General features: G+C 71.7%; 14 protein-coding genes. 9 read left to right on the top strand and 5 right to left on the bottom strand.

The window, feature by feature from the left end:
• Positions 1-98 precede the first annotated feature (98 nt).
• The 3 genes from ACQPXM_RS23355 to ACQPXM_RS23345 are packed head-to-tail and all read left to right on the top strand — an operon-like array spanning position 99 to position 2,682.
• Positions 99-710, top strand: a complete 612-nt coding sequence (locus ACQPXM_RS23355; RefSeq protein ID WP_432936607.1) for a DUF1989 domain-containing protein — start codon at positions 99-101, stop codon at positions 708-710.
• Positions 707-1,825, top strand: coding sequence for a tRNA-dihydrouridine synthase (locus ACQPXM_RS23350; protein WP_432936605.1), 1,119 nt, complete (start codon positions 707-709; stop codon positions 1,823-1,825). The genes ACQPXM_RS23355 and ACQPXM_RS23350 overlap by 4 nt, the downstream gene beginning before the upstream one ends.
• Complete coding sequence (locus ACQPXM_RS23345) at positions 1,822-2,682, top strand: polysaccharide deacetylase family protein (RefSeq protein ID WP_432936603.1); 861 nt, start codon at positions 1,822-1,824, stop codon at positions 2,680-2,682. Before ACQPXM_RS23350 ends, ACQPXM_RS23345 begins: the two co-directional genes overlap by 4 nt.
• Here the strand turns inward: ACQPXM_RS23345 and ACQPXM_RS23340 are convergent.
• Entirely contained in the window at positions 2,670-4,232 is a 1,563-nt protein-coding gene (locus ACQPXM_RS23340; RefSeq protein ID WP_432936601.1) for a PucR family transcriptional regulator, read from the bottom strand. The two genes, ACQPXM_RS23345 and ACQPXM_RS23340, sit on opposite strands and share 13 nt — an antisense overlap.
• Before the next feature lie 124 nt (positions 4,233-4,356).
• Here ACQPXM_RS23340 and ACQPXM_RS23335 point away from each other — a divergent pair, with 124 nt between their 5' ends.
• The 4 genes from ACQPXM_RS23335 to ACQPXM_RS23320 all read left to right on the top strand — a co-directional run bounded on the left by ACQPXM_RS23335 (position 4,357) and on the right by ACQPXM_RS23320 (position 7,743).
• The gene (locus ACQPXM_RS23335; protein WP_432936599.1) at positions 4,357-5,766 is read left to right on the top strand and encodes a cytosine permease; all 1,410 of its coding nucleotides are present in this window, start codon (positions 4,357-4,359) and stop codon (positions 5,764-5,766) included.
• Positions 5,763-6,725, top strand: a complete 963-nt coding sequence (locus ACQPXM_RS23330; protein ID WP_432936597.1) for an asparaginase — start codon at positions 5,763-5,765, stop codon at positions 6,723-6,725. The genes ACQPXM_RS23335 and ACQPXM_RS23330 overlap by 4 nt, the downstream gene beginning before the upstream one ends.
• 65 nt (positions 6,726-6,790) lie before the next feature.
• Positions 6,791-7,249, top strand: a complete 459-nt coding sequence (locus tag ACQPXM_RS23325; protein ID WP_432936595.1) for a DUF6098 family protein — start codon at positions 6,791-6,793, stop codon at positions 7,247-7,249.
• Positions 7,250-7,410: 161 nt separating this feature from the next.
• Complete coding sequence (locus ACQPXM_RS23320; protein WP_432936593.1) at positions 7,411-7,743, top strand: ANTAR domain-containing protein; 333 nt, start codon at positions 7,411-7,413, stop codon at positions 7,741-7,743.
• A gap of 13 nt (positions 7,744-7,756) precedes the next feature.
• On the opposite strand, the gene ACQPXM_RS23315 is transcribed toward ACQPXM_RS23320, so the two are convergent.
• On the bottom strand, positions 7,757-8,758 hold the full coding sequence (locus tag ACQPXM_RS23315) for an MBL fold metallo-hydrolase (protein WP_432936591.1): 1,002 nt from the start codon (positions 8,756-8,758) through the stop codon (positions 7,757-7,759).
• A 212-nt stretch (positions 8,759-8,970) separates the two neighbouring features.
• Here ACQPXM_RS23315 and ACQPXM_RS23310 point away from each other — a divergent pair, with 212 nt between their 5' ends.
• A complete protein-coding gene (locus ACQPXM_RS23310; RefSeq protein ID WP_432936589.1) occupies positions 8,971-9,483 on the top strand; it encodes a VOC family protein in 513 nt (170 codons plus the stop codon).
• A gap of 40 nt (positions 9,484-9,523) precedes the next feature.
• Here the strand turns inward: ACQPXM_RS23310 and ACQPXM_RS23305 are convergent, their stop codons facing one another.
• Both ACQPXM_RS23305 and ACQPXM_RS23300 read right to left on the bottom strand, forming a co-directional pair.
• Positions 9,524-12,280 carry a helix-turn-helix transcriptional regulator gene (locus ACQPXM_RS23305; protein WP_432936586.1) on the bottom strand — a complete coding sequence of 919 codons (2,757 nt, stop codon included), beginning with the start codon at positions 12,278-12,280 and terminating at the stop codon, positions 9,524-9,526.
• Positions 12,281-12,328: 48 nt separating this feature from the next.
• Complete coding sequence (locus tag ACQPXM_RS23300; protein ID WP_432936583.1) at positions 12,329-13,405, bottom strand: alpha/beta fold hydrolase; 1,077 nt, start codon at positions 13,403-13,405, stop codon at positions 12,329-12,331.
• Between the two features lie 288 nt (positions 13,406-13,693).
• On the opposite strand from ACQPXM_RS23300, the gene ACQPXM_RS23295 reads away from it, so the two are divergent.
• Positions 13,694-16,465 carry a helix-turn-helix transcriptional regulator gene (locus ACQPXM_RS23295; protein ID WP_432936581.1) on the top strand — a complete coding sequence of 924 codons (2,772 nt, stop codon included), beginning with the start codon at positions 13,694-13,696 and terminating at the stop codon, positions 16,463-16,465.
• A 30-nt stretch (positions 16,466-16,495) separates the two neighbouring features.
• Here the strand turns inward: ACQPXM_RS23295 and ACQPXM_RS23290 are convergent, their stop codons facing one another.
• A complete protein-coding gene (locus ACQPXM_RS23290; RefSeq protein WP_432936578.1) occupies positions 16,496-17,212 on the bottom strand; it encodes a GAF and ANTAR domain-containing protein in 717 nt (238 codons plus the stop codon).
• Positions 17,213-17,291 lie beyond the last annotated feature (79 nt).

The following is a 17,291-nucleotide window of genomic DNA, read 5'->3' as shown; positions in this document are numbered from 1 at the left end:
CCTGAGGGGCAGTCAGTGGAGGATCCTCCACCAACTGCCCTCAGGTGTGGAGAAACGGCTATCGAACAGCAGTGACGTGCAGTGCTTGAGTTGCTGTCATGACACCAACTGCTGTGCGGACTCTCGTCCCGGCGCGCTCCGGTCGCGCGGTGCGGGTCGCCCGGGGTGAGTTCGTCCGCGTGACGGATCTGGAGGGCGGGCAGGTCGGAGACCTGTTCGCCTTCGTGGCCGGCGACCGGTCCGGCGAGCACCTGAGCGCCGCCCACACCCGGACGGCCACCAGCCGCTTGTGGCCCGCGATCGGCGAGACCTTCGTGACCGATCGCCGGCGCCCGATCCTGACCCTGGTCGAGGACACCTCACCCGGTTTCCACGATCTGCTGATCGCCGCCTGCGACCCCCAGCGGTACGCCGGCCTGGGTGCGCCCGGCCACCCGTCGTGCGCGGAGAACCTGGCTACCGCGCTGGCGCCGGCCGGCCTGAGCGCGCCGGTGATCCCGCAACCGGTCAACGTGTTCATGCGAGTCCAGGCCGACCGCGACGGCCGGCTCGACTGGTTGCCTGCGGCCACCACTGCCGGCGACAGCGTCACCTTCCGCGCGGAGCTCGACTGCGTCGTCGTGCTGTCCGCCTGTCCTCAGGACCTCACCGTGATCAACGGCACCCACCCCACCGACCTCGCCCTCGACGTACTGGAGGATCTTCGATGACCGCCACTCCGCACCCCGCGCTGCAACCGGTACGGCTCGGACCGTACGACGTGCCGAACCGGCTCGTGGTCGCCCCGATGACCCGCACCTCGGCCACCCCGGACGGCGTCCCGACCGACGAGATGGCGCGGTACTACGCCGACTTCGCGGCCGGCGGTTTCGGCTTGATCGTCTCGGAAGGGACGTACACCGACCGGCAGTACAGCCAGGGATACCTGAACCAGCCCGGACTGGTCGGCGCCGAGCAGGTGGTTGCCTGGCGCAACGTGACCGATCAGGTGCACGCGGCGGGTGGCCGGATGGTCGCCCAACTCATGCACGCGGGCGCGCTCTCGCAGGGCAATCCGTACTCCCCGCGGACGGCGGGTCCGTCGGCGATTCAGCCCCGCGGCGAGATGATGCCGGACTACGGCGGCAGCGGTCCCTGGCCCGTCCCGCACGAGCTGACCGCGCAGGAGCTGGACGCTGTCGTCGAGGGTTTCGTCGCGGCGGCACTTGCGGCGGCGCGGGCAGGCTTCGACGGTGTCGAGGTGCACGCGGCCAACGGATACCTGCTCGACCAGTTCCTCACCGACTACACGAATCGGCGCACCGACGAGTACGGCGGTCCCGTGGCCAACCGGATCCGGCTGACCGCCCGGGTGACGGCGGCCGTCGTCGAGGCGCTGCCCACCGGGATGCCGGTCGGGGTGCGGTTGTCGCAGACCAAGGTGAACGACCTGGTCTACCGCTGGCCGGGGGGAGCAGCCGACGCGGAGATCGTCTTCCCCGCGATCGCCGAGGCCGGCGCGACGTACCTGCACCTGGCCAGCGAGGGTCGTGACTGGCTGGAGACCTCGACACTCCCGGACGGCCGGACCATCACCGGCCTGGCTCGCCGGCTGACCGGGCTGCCGGTCATCGCCAACGGCGGAATGCACGATCCGGACCAAGCCGCCCAGGTGCTGACCGACGGCCACGCCGACCTGGTGTCGATCGCCCGTGGTGCTCTGGTGAATCCGGATCTGCCGAAGCGGCTGGCCGACGGCTCGGAGCTTCGCGTGTTCGACCGGGACATGCTGCACCCGGACGTCACGCTGGCGACCGCCCGAGCGTGGCAAGCTGTCAGGTCATGAGCCAGAGCTGGTCCGGCGGCGCCGCGGCGGTGGCCGCGCTGACGTTCGACGTGGACGCGGAGACCCCGGTGCTGGCGCGTGGCCGGCGCTACGCCGACCACGTGTCCACGATGTCGCACCAGGCGTACGGCCCCGACGTCGGCGTACCGCGGATCCTCGGGCTGCTGGACGAGCTCGAGGTGCCGGCGACGTTTTTCCTGCCGGGGTGGGTCGCCGAGCAACGCCCGGGCCTGGCCGCCTCGATCGTCGAGCGCGGGCACGAGGTGGCCCACCACTCCTACAGCCACCGGCCGCCGACGTCGTTGACCGGCCAGGAGGAACGCGACGACTTCGAGCGGGCGCTCGCGGTTTTCGATGCGCAGGGCATCGAGGTGCGCGGGCACCGAGCCGCCCTGTGGGAAGCGACCGTCCGTACGCCGGAACTGATCGCCGAGCACGGGTTGCTGTACGACTCCTCGCTGATGGGCGACGACCGGCCCTACCTGCTGCGGCCGGGTGGGGTGGTCGAGCTGCCGGTGCACTGGTCCCTGGACGACTGGGAGCAGTACGCCTACCTGCCACAGCCGGACATCGGTTCGGTGATCGAGTCGCCGCGCAAGGTGCTGGAGTTGTGGAAGGCCGAGCTCGACGGGATGCGGTTCTACCGGTGCCTGTTCACGCTGTGCCTGCATCCGTTCCTGTCCGGCCGGCCCGGGCGCCTGATGGCGGTGCGCGAACTGATCGAGTACGCCCAGTCCTGCGGCGACGTCAGCTTCGCCCGGTGTCGCGACATCGCGCTGCGGGCGCGCGCGGACGACGCGCTGCCGGTGCGCCCGGTGGCTGTGCCCGACGTCGGCCGGGACGTCTACCCGGACTGAACCAGCTCGTCGGCTTCCAGCGCGAGGAACAGGTCGACCCGGTCCTCGGTCCGGGTGACGTCGCGTCCGGTCAGCTCGGTGATCTTGGCCAGCCGGTTGCGCAGGGTGTTGACGTGCACGTAGAGCGCGGCCGCGGTCGCGCCGTACTGGCCGTCGTGCTGGAGAAACGCGCGCAAGGTGACCTCGAGGCTCGCCGCGCGGCGCTGGTCGAACTCGCGCAGCGGCTGCACGATCGCGTCCGCGAACCCCCGCAGCGTCTCGGCGTCGTGCAACCCGAGCAGCAGCCGATGCGTGCCGAGGTCGCGGAACGTCGCGACGGCCGGAGCCGGTCGGCGCCGTAGCACCCGGCACGCCTCCCGGGACTGGATCAGCGGTTGCCGAAGCGCCTGGGCGTTGGCCGCCGGCTCACCCAGCCCGATCACCGTACGACGGTCCGGGAAGCGCTTGGTGATGTTCCGGTGCAGTGCTTCGGCCAGTTCCCTGGTGTCCTGGCGCGGCCGCTGCAGCACAGCCACCACGTCTTGGGTGCCTCCGGCAACGACCACGGCGAGCCCGGCGGCCAGGAAGAAGCCGCTCACGGTTTCGGTCAGCCCGGGCAGCGTCGACTCGTCGCCGTCGGCGAAGGCGGTGGTCAGCACGACCAGCTCACCACTCGGGTCCACGCCGAACGCCCGCAACCGGTCGGGGACCTCCGCCGCGCGCCGCGAGCCGGACAGGATCATGTCGAGCAGCTCGCTCGCGAACCTCAGCTCGATCGCCTGCACCGCCTGCTGCTTGGCGACTTCCAGGCTCAGGAAGCGGGCGGCCTGCTCCAGCGCGTCCTGTTCGGCCCGGGTCAGCTCGGCCAACGGCCGCAGGCAGACAAGCGCCGCGTCGGTGTCTCCCACCGCGCCGACCAGGAACAACGTGGCCCGGCCCGATCCGGCCTCCAGCTCCACTTCCAGGGCGGGGGGCCTGCGTGCCAGTCCCTCCGCGACCAATCGGCACTGGGCCGGCGTGAGCTCCGCGCCGGCGGCCGCCAGCGGACGGGCCATCCGGTCCACCACGGCCAGCGGCAGGTCGTGCTCGCGCCGTAGAACGGCGAGTACTCCGGAGGCTCCGGCGCCGTGCGAGATCGCGGCCGCCAGCGCGTCGCCGCGCCGGACCATGCCGACCAGGGCATCGCGCCGCTGGTCGGCCTGAAGCATCGACGCGGCCCGCGTCACGGCCGTGAACGGCACCTCGACCGAGATCTCCACCAACGGCAGCCCGAGCCGCTCGCAGGCGCGCACCAGCTCGACCGGCGTCGTCCGGGCGTCCACGCGCAGCCCGAACACGATCCCCGCGGCGCCCGCGCGATGCACGGTGGCCGCGAACTCCGCCGGTGTGGTCTCGGCCTGCCACAGACCGTTGGTGAGCACGAGCTCCCGCTCCCGCACGTACGCCGACGGGTCGGGCAGCTCGGTGTTGTGCACCCACAACACCTCGCGCTCCAACGCCCCCGGCGGTCCGGGCACCAGCACCGTCAACTCCAGGGCCGGATCCCGCACCAGGGCTCCCAGACTCAGCATGCTGTGAACATATCCAGCCCAGGGGCAAATCGCTAGAGATTCAGCCACTGACCGAACCGGCCGGCGGCTGCTTTTCTGGGCCGATCAGCGTGACGTGTGTCGCACAATTCCCCTGGAGGCCGAGATGCGCACCGAGACCGAAACCGTTCCGTTCGACGCCCACGGCGTCGCCCCGATCCCGCCCGGCAGCCGGGACTGCACGCCGCGCGAGCAGTTCTGGATCTGGGCCGGAGCGAACCTCGCGCCGATCAACTGGGTGCTCGGCGCCCTCGGCATCACGCTCGGGCTCAGCCTGCTCGAGACCCTCCTCGTGGTTGCCATCGGCAACCTGTTCGGGTGTGCCGCGTTCGGGCTGTTCAACGTGATCGGCCACCGGACCGCGGTCAACCAGATGGTGCTCGGCCGGGCGGCGTTCGGCCGCCGCGGAGCCGTGGTACCGGGGCTGGTCCAGTGCCTGCTCACGATGGCCTGGGTCGGTGTCAACACGTGGGTCGTGCTCGACCTGGTGCTGGCGATTCTCGGCAAGCTCGGCGTGCACGGCGGCGTCGCGCTGGAGTACCTGGTGGCGGCGGTGATCATGATCGTCCAGCTCGGTCTCGCTCTGTACGGCTTCTACGCGATCCGCACCTTCGAGAAGTACACCGTGCCGGCCACCGTCCTGGTGATGGCGGTGATGACCGTGCTCGCGCTCAGCCAGGCCGAGCTGCACTGGACCGCCGGGACCACCGAGGGTCCGGCCGCGAAGGTCACCGCGATCACACAACTGATGACCGCGATCGGGATCGGCTGGGGACTCAGCTGGCTGCCCTACTCGGCCGACTACAGCCGGTTCGTCCGGCCGTCGTCGTCCAGCCGGGCGGTGTTCTGGTCGTCGATGCTCGGCATGTATCTGCCGACCGTGTGGCTCGCCGCACTCGGCGCCTGCCTGGCCAGTGCTGGCACCGGAAGTGACCCGTCCACGCTGGTGATCGGCACCTTCGGCGCGCTGGCCGTACCGGTGTTGCTGCTGATCATGCACGGACCGGTCGCCACCAACATCCTGAACCTGTACTCCTGCTCGCTCGCCGCGCTCTCGATCGGCGTCCGGGCGGCCCGCTGGAAGGTGACGCTGGTGGCCGGTCTGGTCGCATCCGGCGTGCTCATGATCTTCGTCCGCGCCGACAGCTTCGCGCACGCCTTCGACCACTGGATGGTGTCCATCCTGGTCTGGATCAGCCCGTGGGCGACGATCGTCGGCGTCGACTACCTCGTCCTGCGCCGCGGCCGGCTCGACATCGCCGAGCTGTACGCCGCGGACTCGGCGTACGGGAACTGGAACAAGGGCGCTCTGCTGAGTCTCGCGGCCGGACTCGTGGCCGGCTGGTCGTGGCAGTACGGTCTGGTCCCGGCGATGCAGGGGCCGTTGGCAACGGCGATGAACGGGACCGACTTCTCCTGGTTGTCCGGCTCCCTGGTCGCGGGCGGGTTGTACTGGTTGGTCTCCCGGCAGCGCAGCGCGGTCAGGGTCGGGGGCGTGCGGTGGGAGAGCCGATGACCATAGGGCTGCTCACCACCGGCGGAACGATCGCGTCCGCGCCCGGCACGGACGGCGTGGTCAGTGTCGCGGTGACCGGCCGTGAACTGCCTGGAGTCAGCTCGTTGCCGACGCAGGTGACGGTCCGGGAGGTTGCCCTGAGGCACAGCTTCGCACTCTCGCTCGCGGAGGTACGAAGCCTGGTGGGCACGGTCCGCGCCGAGGCCGGGCGTCATGACTGTCTGGTCGTCACTCACGGGACCGACACCCTGGAGGAGATCGCGTACCTGCTGGACCTGGTGACGCCGGCCGACGATCCGGTGCCCGTCGTGCTGACCGGTGCCCAACGGCACGCGGGGGAGCCGGATTGCGACGGTCCACGCAATCTCGCCGACGCGGTCCGGGTCGCGGCGTCACCGGCGGCGCGCGGCCTGGGTCCGCTGGTAGTCATGGACGGGCGGATCCACGCCGCCCGTCAGGCCGTCAAGGCGCACACCCTGGCCCTCGACGCCTTCGCGTCCTTCAACGGCGGCCCGATCGGGGAGGTGCGGCGGGGCGCCGTACGGATCTGGTCGGCACCGGTCCGCCCGCCCGGGTTCGACCTCTCGACGCTGCCCGCGGTCCTTCCCCGCGTCGACGTCGTCACCTCGTACGTCGGTGCCGACGGCATCCAACTCGCCGCCTGCCGGGAAGCCGGTGCCCGCGGCATCGTTCTGGAAGCGCTCGGTGCGGGGAACCCGACGCCGGGTCTCCTGGCCGAGGTTCGCCACTGCATCACCGCGGGCCTGCCCGTTCTCGTGACCAGCAGGTGTGCGGCAGGCCCGACCGCTGCTGTCTACGGCGGTGGTGGCGGCGCCGACCTGGCCGGACTCGGCGCGATGATGGCCGGCGCTCTGCCTTCCGCCAAGGCCCGCTTGCTGCTGTCGGTCGCGCTCGCCGCGAACGCCCTGTCCCGTCTGCCGGAGCACCTCGCTGCCTGAACGCGCCGGTCGCGGGAGGCTGTCCTGCGGTGCTTGTTGGTCGTACGACGGGGTACCTCGGCGGCATGAGCGAGAAGTCGTCGCCGTCGGTGCTGGCGGAGCTACCGTTCGAGTTGCCGGTGATCGGAAGTCTCGACGAGTTGGTCGAGTTCATCGGTGCGCGGGACGGCGTACTGCTGCGATACTCCAAGGGGCCGTGGCACGACGCCCGGTCCGGAGCCAGTCGGGACTACGAGGCGGACGTCGTACTGCCCGGTCTGTCCGCGACGCCGGTCACGCCGGAGCCGTGGTGGCCGCGTCCGCCGGAGGACTGGATCGCGCGGCGGGTGTGCAAGTACGCGGAGCTGGGGGAGGAGAAGGACCGCTATCCGTGGCTGCTGACCGGTGAGGTGGCCGGTTGGGGACCGGACCACGAGCCGCTGGTCGTCGAGGTCCGCCCGCTGGCGCGGATCGGGCAGGAGGCGTTGGACCAGGCGCGAGCCCTGTACCACCAGCGGTTCCACGTCGGCAGGGACTCGCGGTGAAGGCCGGCAACGAGCACTCGAACAGTCGGTTCCGCGACGGGCAGTGACCGCCCGCCGGAACCGCATGGGGCCGGGGCGGCGAGGGTACCGGACCAGGGCTGGCGGTACAGGTTGTGGATCCAGCCGGGTATCGCTGCCAGCTCGTTGTGAGGAACGGGACGATGATCGGATCGGAGTCGGCCGAAGCGAGCGCGTCACGGATGGACGACGCGGCCGCCGTGGAGCAGGCCAAAGGTCTGCTGATGGAGTGGTTCGGGGTGAGCGCGGACCAGGCCGGTGGCGTGATCCGCGCGTGGGCGCGCCGGTGCGGACGGCCGCCCGAAGTGGTCGCGGACGTGTTCGTCCGGCAGATCTGGCAGGGCGACGCCACCGCCTGTGACCGGGCTGTTGCCCGTACGCTCGAACACGCTCTGCGTGACCTTCCGCAGACCTGCGCTGTCGGCGAGCCGGACCGTCCTGGTCACCTGGACGACGGCGACCACGACGGTCCGTGAGTACGCCGCCGCGTCAGGGCGTGGTGCCGAAAGGCCCGAGGGAGTTGAGGTCGAGGCGCAGGGACTCGGCCATCGCCCAGGCGTTCGGCAGGGTGAAGACGTCGGCCCCACCGAGGCGGTCCTTCCAGCGGGGGACGATCTCGTCGGTGGTCGCGGCGGTGACGGCGTCGAGGTAGGCGCGGAAGACCGCCCAGGCGTTGGTCATGTCGACGCCGGCCATCGTGCTGGACAGGTCGACGCTGGACAGCGCGGCTTCCGCGGTGGTGCGCAGATCGGTCAGGTACTCGAGTTGGACGCGGACGTCCTCGGGCGTGCCGGGCCGGGTGACGTGGCCGGTGACCAGGTGGTCGAAGTCGTACCGCAGCGTTGTTTCGTGCAGGTGGAGCACGCCCGGGACGAACGCGGACAGGGAGATGTTCGAGAACGGCACCCAGCCGGGGAAGATCACGTCGACCAGCATCAGCACCCGCTGGTTGGGCAGGTGGATGAAGCTGTTGCCCTCACTGTGGTTGGGACCGGGGTACGCGAGCTCGAGGGTGTGGTCGCCGGCGTCGATCGTCAGCGTCTCGTCGAACACGTCGGTCGGCAGCGGCCGGTCTGGATCGGCCAGGAACTCGAGGCGTTGCGCGGTGGCGCGTTGGGCGTAGCGGCGGGCGGTGTCGGGGAAGATCGACATCGCGCCGCAGTGGTCGGAGTGGTGGTGGCTGTAGACCACATGCGTGACGGGCTTGGTCGTCACCCGGCCGATGGCGCGCAGGATGTTGTGGCCCAGAGTCGGCGGGGCGTCGACCGCCACGACCCCGTCGCCGGTGACGACGAACATCGACTGGTAGCTGCCGTCACCGAGCCAGAAGACGCCGTCGGCGAGCTCCTGCATCGCGTAGCCCTCGGCAGGGATCTCCGGGCCCTTCGCGATCGCCGGCACGGGCCCGGTCGGTCGTTCCCGGCGCAGCTTCGCGTCCTCGGCGAACGACGGTACGCCGAGGGACTGGTTGCTCTGAATCGTTGTGGACATGGATTCCTCCCACTGGTTGTCAGACGACGGACAGGAACGACGGGCGGCCTGCCGGTGTACCGAGTCTGGTTCGGCCGGCCCGGTGTTCGCGCCAGTGAGATCCCTGGTCGAACGGCACGCCCGGGACCGGACCAGGGATGACCCGGGTGTGATGCGCGGCCCCCGGCGGTGAGATGGAGCCAGACCAACCAGCCGATCCGCAGGAGGAACTCGTGAGCACCCAGGTACGCAGTGACGACGCGACCCGAGCGTCAGACGGTACGGCGGTCCCGTTCCGCCTGGAGGTCGTGGTCATCCCGATCGAGGACTTCGACCGGGCCAAGGACTTCTACGCCGGCCGCCTGCAGTGGCGGGTCGACGCCGAGGCGGACTCCGGGACCGGCTACCGGCTGATGCAGGTCACCCCGCCCGGTTCGAGCGCGTCGGTCATCTTCGGGACCCAGGTGACCGCCGCGCCGCCGGGTTCGGCCGACGGGCTGCTGCTGGTGGTGGACGACATCGACGTGGCGCGCGGCGCGCTGTCCGCCCGCGGTGTCGGTGTGAGCGAGGCGTTCCACGACGCCGGCGGCACTCTCGGCGGCGGGTTCCACATCGGCGACGCAGGGCGCGCCGCCGGGCCCGATCCCGACCGCCGCTCGTACGCGACGTACGCGTCGTTCAACGACTCCGAGGGCAACCGCTGGGTGCTGCAGGAGATCACCGAGCGGCTCCCGGGCCGGGTCTGAGCCGGGCGCGACGTGGCCGAGGGCAACCACGTGGGCTGAGTCAGTCGACGGCTTGCAGTACGTCGCGCAGGTGGCTGCGGGCGCTGATGCCGAGTTGCGCGAACACCTTGCCCAGGTGCCACTCGACCGTTCGGGGACTGATGAACAACTCCGCGCCGATCTCGGCGTTGGTCAGTCCCCGGGTGGCCAGGCGGGCGATGTGCAACTCCTGCGGGGTGAGATCCTGCGGCGCCTTCTCCGCGCGTTTGCGCACCGTCTCACCGGTCGCCGCGAGTTCGTGACGCGCCCGCGCGGCGAAGGCGCCGACTCCGGACGCCGCCAGCGCGTCGTGCGCGGCCCGGAGCTGCTCGCGGGCCTCCACCCGGCGGCCCGCGCGCCGCAGCCATTCGCCGTACAGGAGCTGGGCGCGGGCCAGCTCGACCCTGACCGGGGTGTTGCCGAGCCGATCAATTGCCTCCCGGTAGCACCCTTCGGCCCGGTCGTCCGGCTCGACCAGAGCCTTCGACCGGGCCCCGACTCCCAGCGCCCACTCGGTGCCGCTGGCGCGCGTCAAGGCGGACAGTTGCTCGAGCGCGGCGGCCGCGATCGCCGGTTCCCCGGCGCGGGCGGCGGCCTCGACCAGCTCGACCAGCGCCCAGTTCGCGACGCCCATCTCCTCGGGATAGGCGGCGGCTTCGCGCGCGGCGGTGAGCGCGTCGGCGTACCGGCCGAGGCCGTTGCACAGCAGCGCACGCGCCCAGTTGGTGAGGGAGACGCCGATTCCCTCGCCCCGCTCGGTGACACTGGCCATCGACGTCGCGATCAACGGCTCCGCGAACTCCGCGTCGCCCCGGAAGGCGGCCAGGCCGATCGCGCCGTACGGCGTGAGGTCGGTACCGGCGACGTCCGTGACGAGGCCGATCTCGTCGACCAGGGCGGCGGCCGCGGCCAGGTTGCCGGCGAAGAGATCGACGAAGACCCGGGTGTTCAGGGCCAGCGGCAACGCGCTGAGCGCGCCGGAGTCGCGGGCGATCCGTACGTGCCGGTCGGCCAGTCTGCTCCACGACTCGTGGTCCCACAGGTCCGACGCGACGACCGTCGCGAGCCAGAGGAAGCGCACGCCCTCCTCGATCGACAGCGCGTCGGTGTCGAACTCCTCAACCGCCCGCCGCAGCATCGGTACGGCGGCCGGATAGCTGTCGGCGAACTGCACGGCGACGCCTTCGAGCAGGATGTCCCCACGCCGCGGTGCGGCCGGCATCGGCGCGTTGCGCGCGGCCCGGGCCACCTCGGCCGCGGTGACGCCGGACGCCAGCCGGCCCGCGAAGAGGGCCGCGGTCAGCGCGTCGACGTAGCTGTCCAGGGCGAGTTCGGTGTCGAGCGGTTCGAGCCGGCGCGCGGCGGCCAGCAGGAGCGGGAGTGCCTCGTTACCGCGCCGGGCGGCGAAGCCGACCTGGGCGCGCAGTACGTCGACGCGAGCCCGTTGCAGGTCACTGAGGGCTCCCGCCTCGGCTCTGGCCAGCAGCCGGAGCGCGGAGTCGAACGTCCCGGCGTGCAACATGACCTCGGCCGCGGCGAGCTCGCGTCGCGCGCGTTCGGCGGCGTTCGGAGTCAGCGCGGCCGCACGTTCCAGGAACGCTGCCGCGGCGGCCAGTCCACCCTGGGCGAGTGCGCGACCGGCCGATCTCTCCAACTCCGACGCCACCGTTTCGTCGGGACGGAAGGTGGCCCGGGCGCGGTGCCACGCACGCCGGTCCGGGTCGAGCTCCCCATCGGTGACGTCGGCCAGGGCTTGGTGCACCTGTTGACGTTCGTACGGCGTTGCGGACCGGTAGGTCACCGACCGCACCAGCGGGTGCCGGAAGCGGACCGTGTAGCGCAGCTCGACCAATCCGGACCGTTCGGCGGCCGAGGCGGCGTCCCAGCCGAGCTGCAGTCGTTCCGCGGCTCGCCACATCAGCCCGACATCGCCCAGCGGCTCCGCGGCAGCGATCAGCAGGAGCCGGCGGGACTGGTCCGGCAGCTGCTCGAACCGTCGCTGGAAGCTGAGTTCCAGCCGGCTGGTCAGCGTGGCCGGATCGGCCTGGTCCGAGCCGAAGGCCAGCTCGGTCGCCGACAGCCAGCGCGGCAGCTCCAGCAGGGCCAGGGGATTGCCGTGCGTCTCGTGCAGGATCCGGGTCCGCACCCGCTGGTCCAGCGGACCCATCACCGTCGCCTCGAGCAGCGCCGCGGCGTCGGTCTCCTCGAGCCCTCCGACGGTCAGCTCGGGCAGCCCGGCCCAGCGGCTGTCGGTTTCGCCCGTCCTCGCGGCGAAAACGAGCACGATCGACTCGGCCGCCAACCGCCGGGCCGCGAACGTCAGCGCGTCCGCGGACGCCTGGTCCAGCCACTGCGCGTCGTCCACGAGACAAACCAACGGCTGCTCGCCGGCCGCTTCCGCCAGCAGGTTCAGGACGGCGAGCCCGATCAGGAACCGGTCGGGCGGGCTGCCCCGATGCAGCCCGAACGCCGTCGCGAGCGCCTCGGACTGCGGCGCCGGAAGCCGGGACAACTCGCCCAGCAACGGCGTGCACAGCGCGTGCAGCCCCGCGAACGCGAGCTCCAGTTGCGACTCGACACCCGCGACCCGCAGTACGCGGCAGTCGGTCGCCTCCGCGTCGAGATGATCCAGCAGGGCCGACTTGCCGATCCCGGCCTCACCGCGCACGACGAGCGCGGCGCTGCGGCCGGCTCGGGCGGCGTGCACGAGCTGACCCAGGGTCTCGCACTCGTGCTGCCGCCCGCGGAGTTCCGGCCGGGACGGATTCGTCGACCGCATCCCAGCAGCCTGCCACCGAAGCGGCACCCGGTCCAGGACGATCGCCGATCAGCGGTTCGCCCGGACCCGCGCGCCCGCCCGGTACGGCGCCAGGAACGTGGTCAGCGCGGCCAGCAGTTCCCGCGGTGCCTGCTCGGCCACCCAGTGCCCGGACGGCGTCACGACGGTGGTGACGTCGGTCGCCAGCGGGGTCATCGCCACGCCCACTCCCGGGCCGTAGCTGTCGACGCCGCCGATCGCCAGAACCGGCATCTTCAACGGCTGGGCGACGCGCACAGCGTTCTGCGCGAGCGTCGCGTCCCAGGCGCGGTACAGCCCCATCCCGCCGCGGAGCACGGCCGGGTCGGAGAACAGTTCGAAGTAATAGTCCAGCGCGTACTGCGGCAGCGACTTGCCGCCCTGGATCCGGAACTCGTAACCGAAGAAGGCCTCCTCACGTCCGTGCACGAGCAGCTCGGTCAGCTCGTCGTCGACCCGGTTGAACGGGATGTGCCACAGCTTGTTGTTGTCCACCGCCTTGGCGAACATCGGCGGAGAGTGCTCCATCGTCGGCGGTCCCGGGACCTCGGCCACGGCGAGTCGGACGACCCGGTCCGGGTGGTCGGCGGCCAGGGCGTAGCTGATGATCAGACCCGTGTCGTGACCGACCACGGCGAACCGCTGGTGGCCGAGCACCGTCATCAGTGCCGCCAGGTCGTTGGCCAGCGACGCCGTGTCGTACCCGGTGGCCGGCTTGTCGGTGAGGCCGATCCCGCGCTGGTCGACCGCGATCACCGTGAAGTCCTCGGCGAGTCTCGGCATGATCAGGCGCCAGGCGTACCAGTTCTCCGGCCAGCCGTGAACCAGCAGCAGCGGCGGTCCGTTTCCGCCGATCACCACATGCTGACGCAGTCCGCCGGCGGTGACGATCCGGCTCCGGAACGTCCTGGCGAAGCCCGGCGGCAGGTTCGGCGCCGTCGAGACCGAGCCGAACCCCGCTCGGCCGGCGCCGCGGGCCGCGGTGGGCACGGCCTGGGACCCGACGAGGGAGACGCCGGCCGCGATCGCCGCGCCGCCGGTGAACGCGCGACGGGTGAACGCCGAGCGGCCGTCCGGCACGCCGTGGGTGGATGAAAACGTGTTCATCGAAGACCTCCTTCACCCAGACGCAGGAGATCTGGTCTGGTGATGTCACGAACCCTGCCGCTGCGAGGCGATGGGTCGCGCCGGGGTCACCCCTGGCACACCCACTGGTACGGCGGCGTGCCGGTGCCACCTTGTTGGCCGGGCCCGCTGCGCGGGCTCATTGCCGGGCGCCCGGCGCGGTGCGAGGATGAGCGGCACAGGAGCCCCGCCGCGGAACAACTGGTGGGCCCGGAGAACGAGGGGTGGATCATGCCGTTGTCGCGAGCTGACCGACGGCGGGTCTGACTCGTGGCCCGGCGTCGTCCGCCGGTGTTGCTGGGGCGCCGGCGCGAGTGTGAGGAACTGGACCGCCTGCTGGCCGAGGTGCGCGGCGGCCTCAGCGCCGTACGGGTGATCCGTGGCGAAGCCGGGATCGGCAAGACGGCGTTGCTGCAGTACTGCGCCGAGGCAGCGACCGGCTTCCGGGTCGTGCGGCTGGCCGGGGTCGAGTCCGAGATGGAGTTGCCCTTCGCCGGGCTGCATCAGCTCTGCGCGCCGATGCTCGACCGGCTGGACGTCCTGCCCGAGCCTCAGCGCGCCGCGCTCGACGTCGCGCTGGGACGTGCGTCGGGCGAACCTCCGCAACGTTTCCTCGTCGCACTGGCCGCGCTGGGACTGTTGTCGGGAGCCGCCGAACGACGGCCGCTGCTGTGCCTGGTCGACGACGCGCACTGGCTCGACAGCGCTTCGGGGCAGGTCCTCGGCTTCCTCGCCCGCCGCCTCGGCGCGGAGCCGGTGGCGATCGTTTTCGCCGTTCGGGAGCCGAGCACGGACAGCGAACTGGCCGGGCTGCCCGAGCTGAGACTCCAGGGCTTGCCGGAGACGGACGCGCGGACACTGCTCGCCACGGTCATTCCCGGCCGGTTCGACCCGCGCGTCCTGGATCGCTTGGTCGCTGAAACCCGCGGCAATCCACTCGCCCTGCTGGAGCTGCCCCGCCGGTTGAGTACGGCGCAGTTGCCCGGCGGATTCGGACTGCGCGGTTCGCACGAGCTGTCCGGCCGGATCGAGCAGAGTTTTCTGCTCCGGCTTCACGACTTGTCCGAGGATGCGCGGAGGTTGCTCCTGATCGCGGCCGCCGAGCCGGCCGACGACCCGCTGCTGGTGTGGCGAGCCGCCGAACTGCTCGGCGTTCAGGCATCGGCCGCGGCTGCCACGGAGGCGGCGGGCATGCTCGCGATCGGCGGCAGCGTGCGTTTCCGTCACCCGCTGGTGCGGTCGGCCATTTATCGCTCCGCCTCGGTGGACGATCGCCGCGCGGCCCACCTGGCGCTGGCCGAGGCGACCGACCCCCAGGCCGATCCCGACCGTCGCGCTTGGCATCTGGCCGCCGCGGCACCGGAACCCGACGAGCAGGTGGCCGCCGGCCTGGAGCGATCGGCCGACCGTGCCCAAGCCCGTGGCGGTCTGGCGGCCGCGGCCGCGTTCCTGCAGCGTTCCGTCGTTCTGACCCGCCATCCCGGTCGGCGAGCGGGGCGCGCTCTCGCGGCTGCACGAGCCAGTCTGCACGCCGGCCAGTTCGAGACAGCCCTTGGACTGCTGGGTGCCGCCGAGGCCGGGGCGCTCGACGAACTCCAGCGAGCCCGAGTGGACCTGTTGCGTGCGCAGATCGTTTCGGCCTCGGGATCCGGCAGTGAGGCGCCGGTGCAACTGCTCCGCGCTGCTCGACGGCTGCAGCCGCTGGACGTCGCACTCGCCCGTGAGACGTACCTCGACGCGTGGGGAGCCGCGTTCTTCGCCGGCGATCCGGCCAGCTCCGCCTCCGTGGCGGCGATCTCCCAAGCGGCCCGATCGGCTCCGCGGCCGACCGGCCGTCCGCACGCGTCCGACCTTCTCTTGGACGGGTTGGCCCTGCTGGCCACCGACGGACGTACTGCGGCGGCGCCCGTCCTCCAGCAGGCGGTCAGCGAGTACCTGGCCGAGGACTTGTCGCTGGAGAAGGGACTGCAGTGGGGTGTGCTGGCCTCCACCGCCGCGGTGGAGATCTGGGACTTCGACAACTGGGAGCGTGTGATCACCCGGCAGGTGGAGCTGGCCCGTGCCGCCGGCGCCCTCGCGCCGTTGTCGATCGCGCTCAACGGTCGCGGCATCGTCGTGGCCTGGCGTGGCGATCTGTCCTCAGCCGCGCGGGTGATCGTCGAGGCCGACGCCGTCACCGAGGCGACGCGCACCCGGGTCGCGCCGTACGGGGCGATGCTGCACGCGGCGCTGCGGGGGCGGGAGGCCGAGGCCCGGGCGCGGATCGACACGGCGATCGACCATGCCCGGTCCGGCGGTGAAGGCCTCGCGATCCAGTGGGCGACCTGGTCCACCGCCGTCCTGCACAACGGACTCGGCCGGTACGACGAAGCGCTCGCCGCGGCGCGCGTGGCCGGTGACCAGAACCAGCCCGACCACTTCGTCACCCTGTGGGCGCTGCCCGAGCTGATCGAAGCCGCGACCAGGACCGGCCGGCCCGAACTCTGTGCCGGCGCCGTCGAGCGGCTCGCCGCGAGCGCGAACGTCACCGCGACCGACTGGGGGCTGGGCATCCTGGCTCGTTGCCGCGCACTGCTCGCGGCCGACGACGAGGCCGAGCGGTACCACCGTGAGGCGGTCGACCGGTTGCGCGCCACCCGGCTCCGCCCCGAACTGGCGCGGGCCCACCTCCTGTACGGCGAATGGCTGCGCTCCCGCCACCGACGCGCCGACGCCCGCACCCAGCTGGAGCTCGCCCACTCCCTGTTCGAGTCGATGGGCCTCGACGGGTTCACCCACCGTGCCCGGCACGAGCTGGTCGGTGCGGGCGCCAACCTTCGCGAGGTCGCCGGCGACACACCGGACGACCTCACGCCGCAGGAGGACCACATCGCCAGGCTGGCGCGCGAGGGCCGGACGAACGTGCAGATCGGCGCCGAGCTCTACCTCAGCCCGCGCACCGTCGAGTGGCATCTGAAGAAGGTCTTCACCAAGCTCGGCATCACGTCCCGCCGGGCCTTGCGGGACGTGCTGCCCGCCGTCTCCCCAGGCACCTCGCTCTGAACCGCGGGGCGACCGTGCCCGGACCGAGGGTCAGGAGCGGCTGGGCAGGACCCGGGTCCTGATCAGCTCCTCGGCGACGTCGCGCAGCTTGCGGTTGTGGTCCTGGGAGTAGCGTTTCAGGACCTCGAAGGCCCGGTCGGCGTCGAGGTCGAACCGTTCCATCAGGATGCCCTGGGCCTGCCCGACCAGTTTGCGGGCGTCGGCCGCCCCGGCCAGCGTCGCCTCGTTGCGGACCGCGGCGATCGCGACCGAGGCATGCCTGGCCAGGATGTGCGCGACGGCCAGATCGTCGGAATCGAACGCCCGCGGGCGATCGCCGAACAGGCTCAGCACCGCCTCCGCTTTCCGGCGGCCGACGCTGAGCGGCAGATGGGCCGCGCTGCGATAGCCCGCGGCGGTCACCTGGTGGGCCCAGGCCGGTGACCACCTGGTCTCGGTCACCACGTCCGGGATGGTGATCGGGGCCTCTTCCTGAATGGTCGTGATCAGCGGCCCCGCACCCGCCGCGATCTGCGCGTCGTACAGCTCGGCGAGTCCGGGGTCGGTCATCGCCACCGGTTCGGGACGCCGGCCCCGCACGATCAGCGCCACCGACGCCGCGCTGCACCCGACCGCGTGCAGCGCGAACTGCGCCACCGCTTCCACGGTCTCCTCCACGCCGCCGGCCTCGTGCAGCTCGGAGGCGAACCTGGCGAACATCTGGACCGTGGGCTGCTCGCCGTACGGCGACTGCTCGGGCTCGGTCACCTTTCGATTGTGCTGGTTCGGCAGGCTGCGCCGAAGCGAAACTTGTGCGGCCGGCCCGGTGTGTTGGCGGTTGTGACGA

This window comes from Kribbella sp. CA-253562 (assembly GCF_050942265.1).
Lineage (GTDB): Bacteria > Actinomycetota > Actinomycetes > Propionibacteriales > Kribbellaceae > Kribbella.
This window is presented reverse-complemented; position numbering and strand designations above follow the sequence as displayed.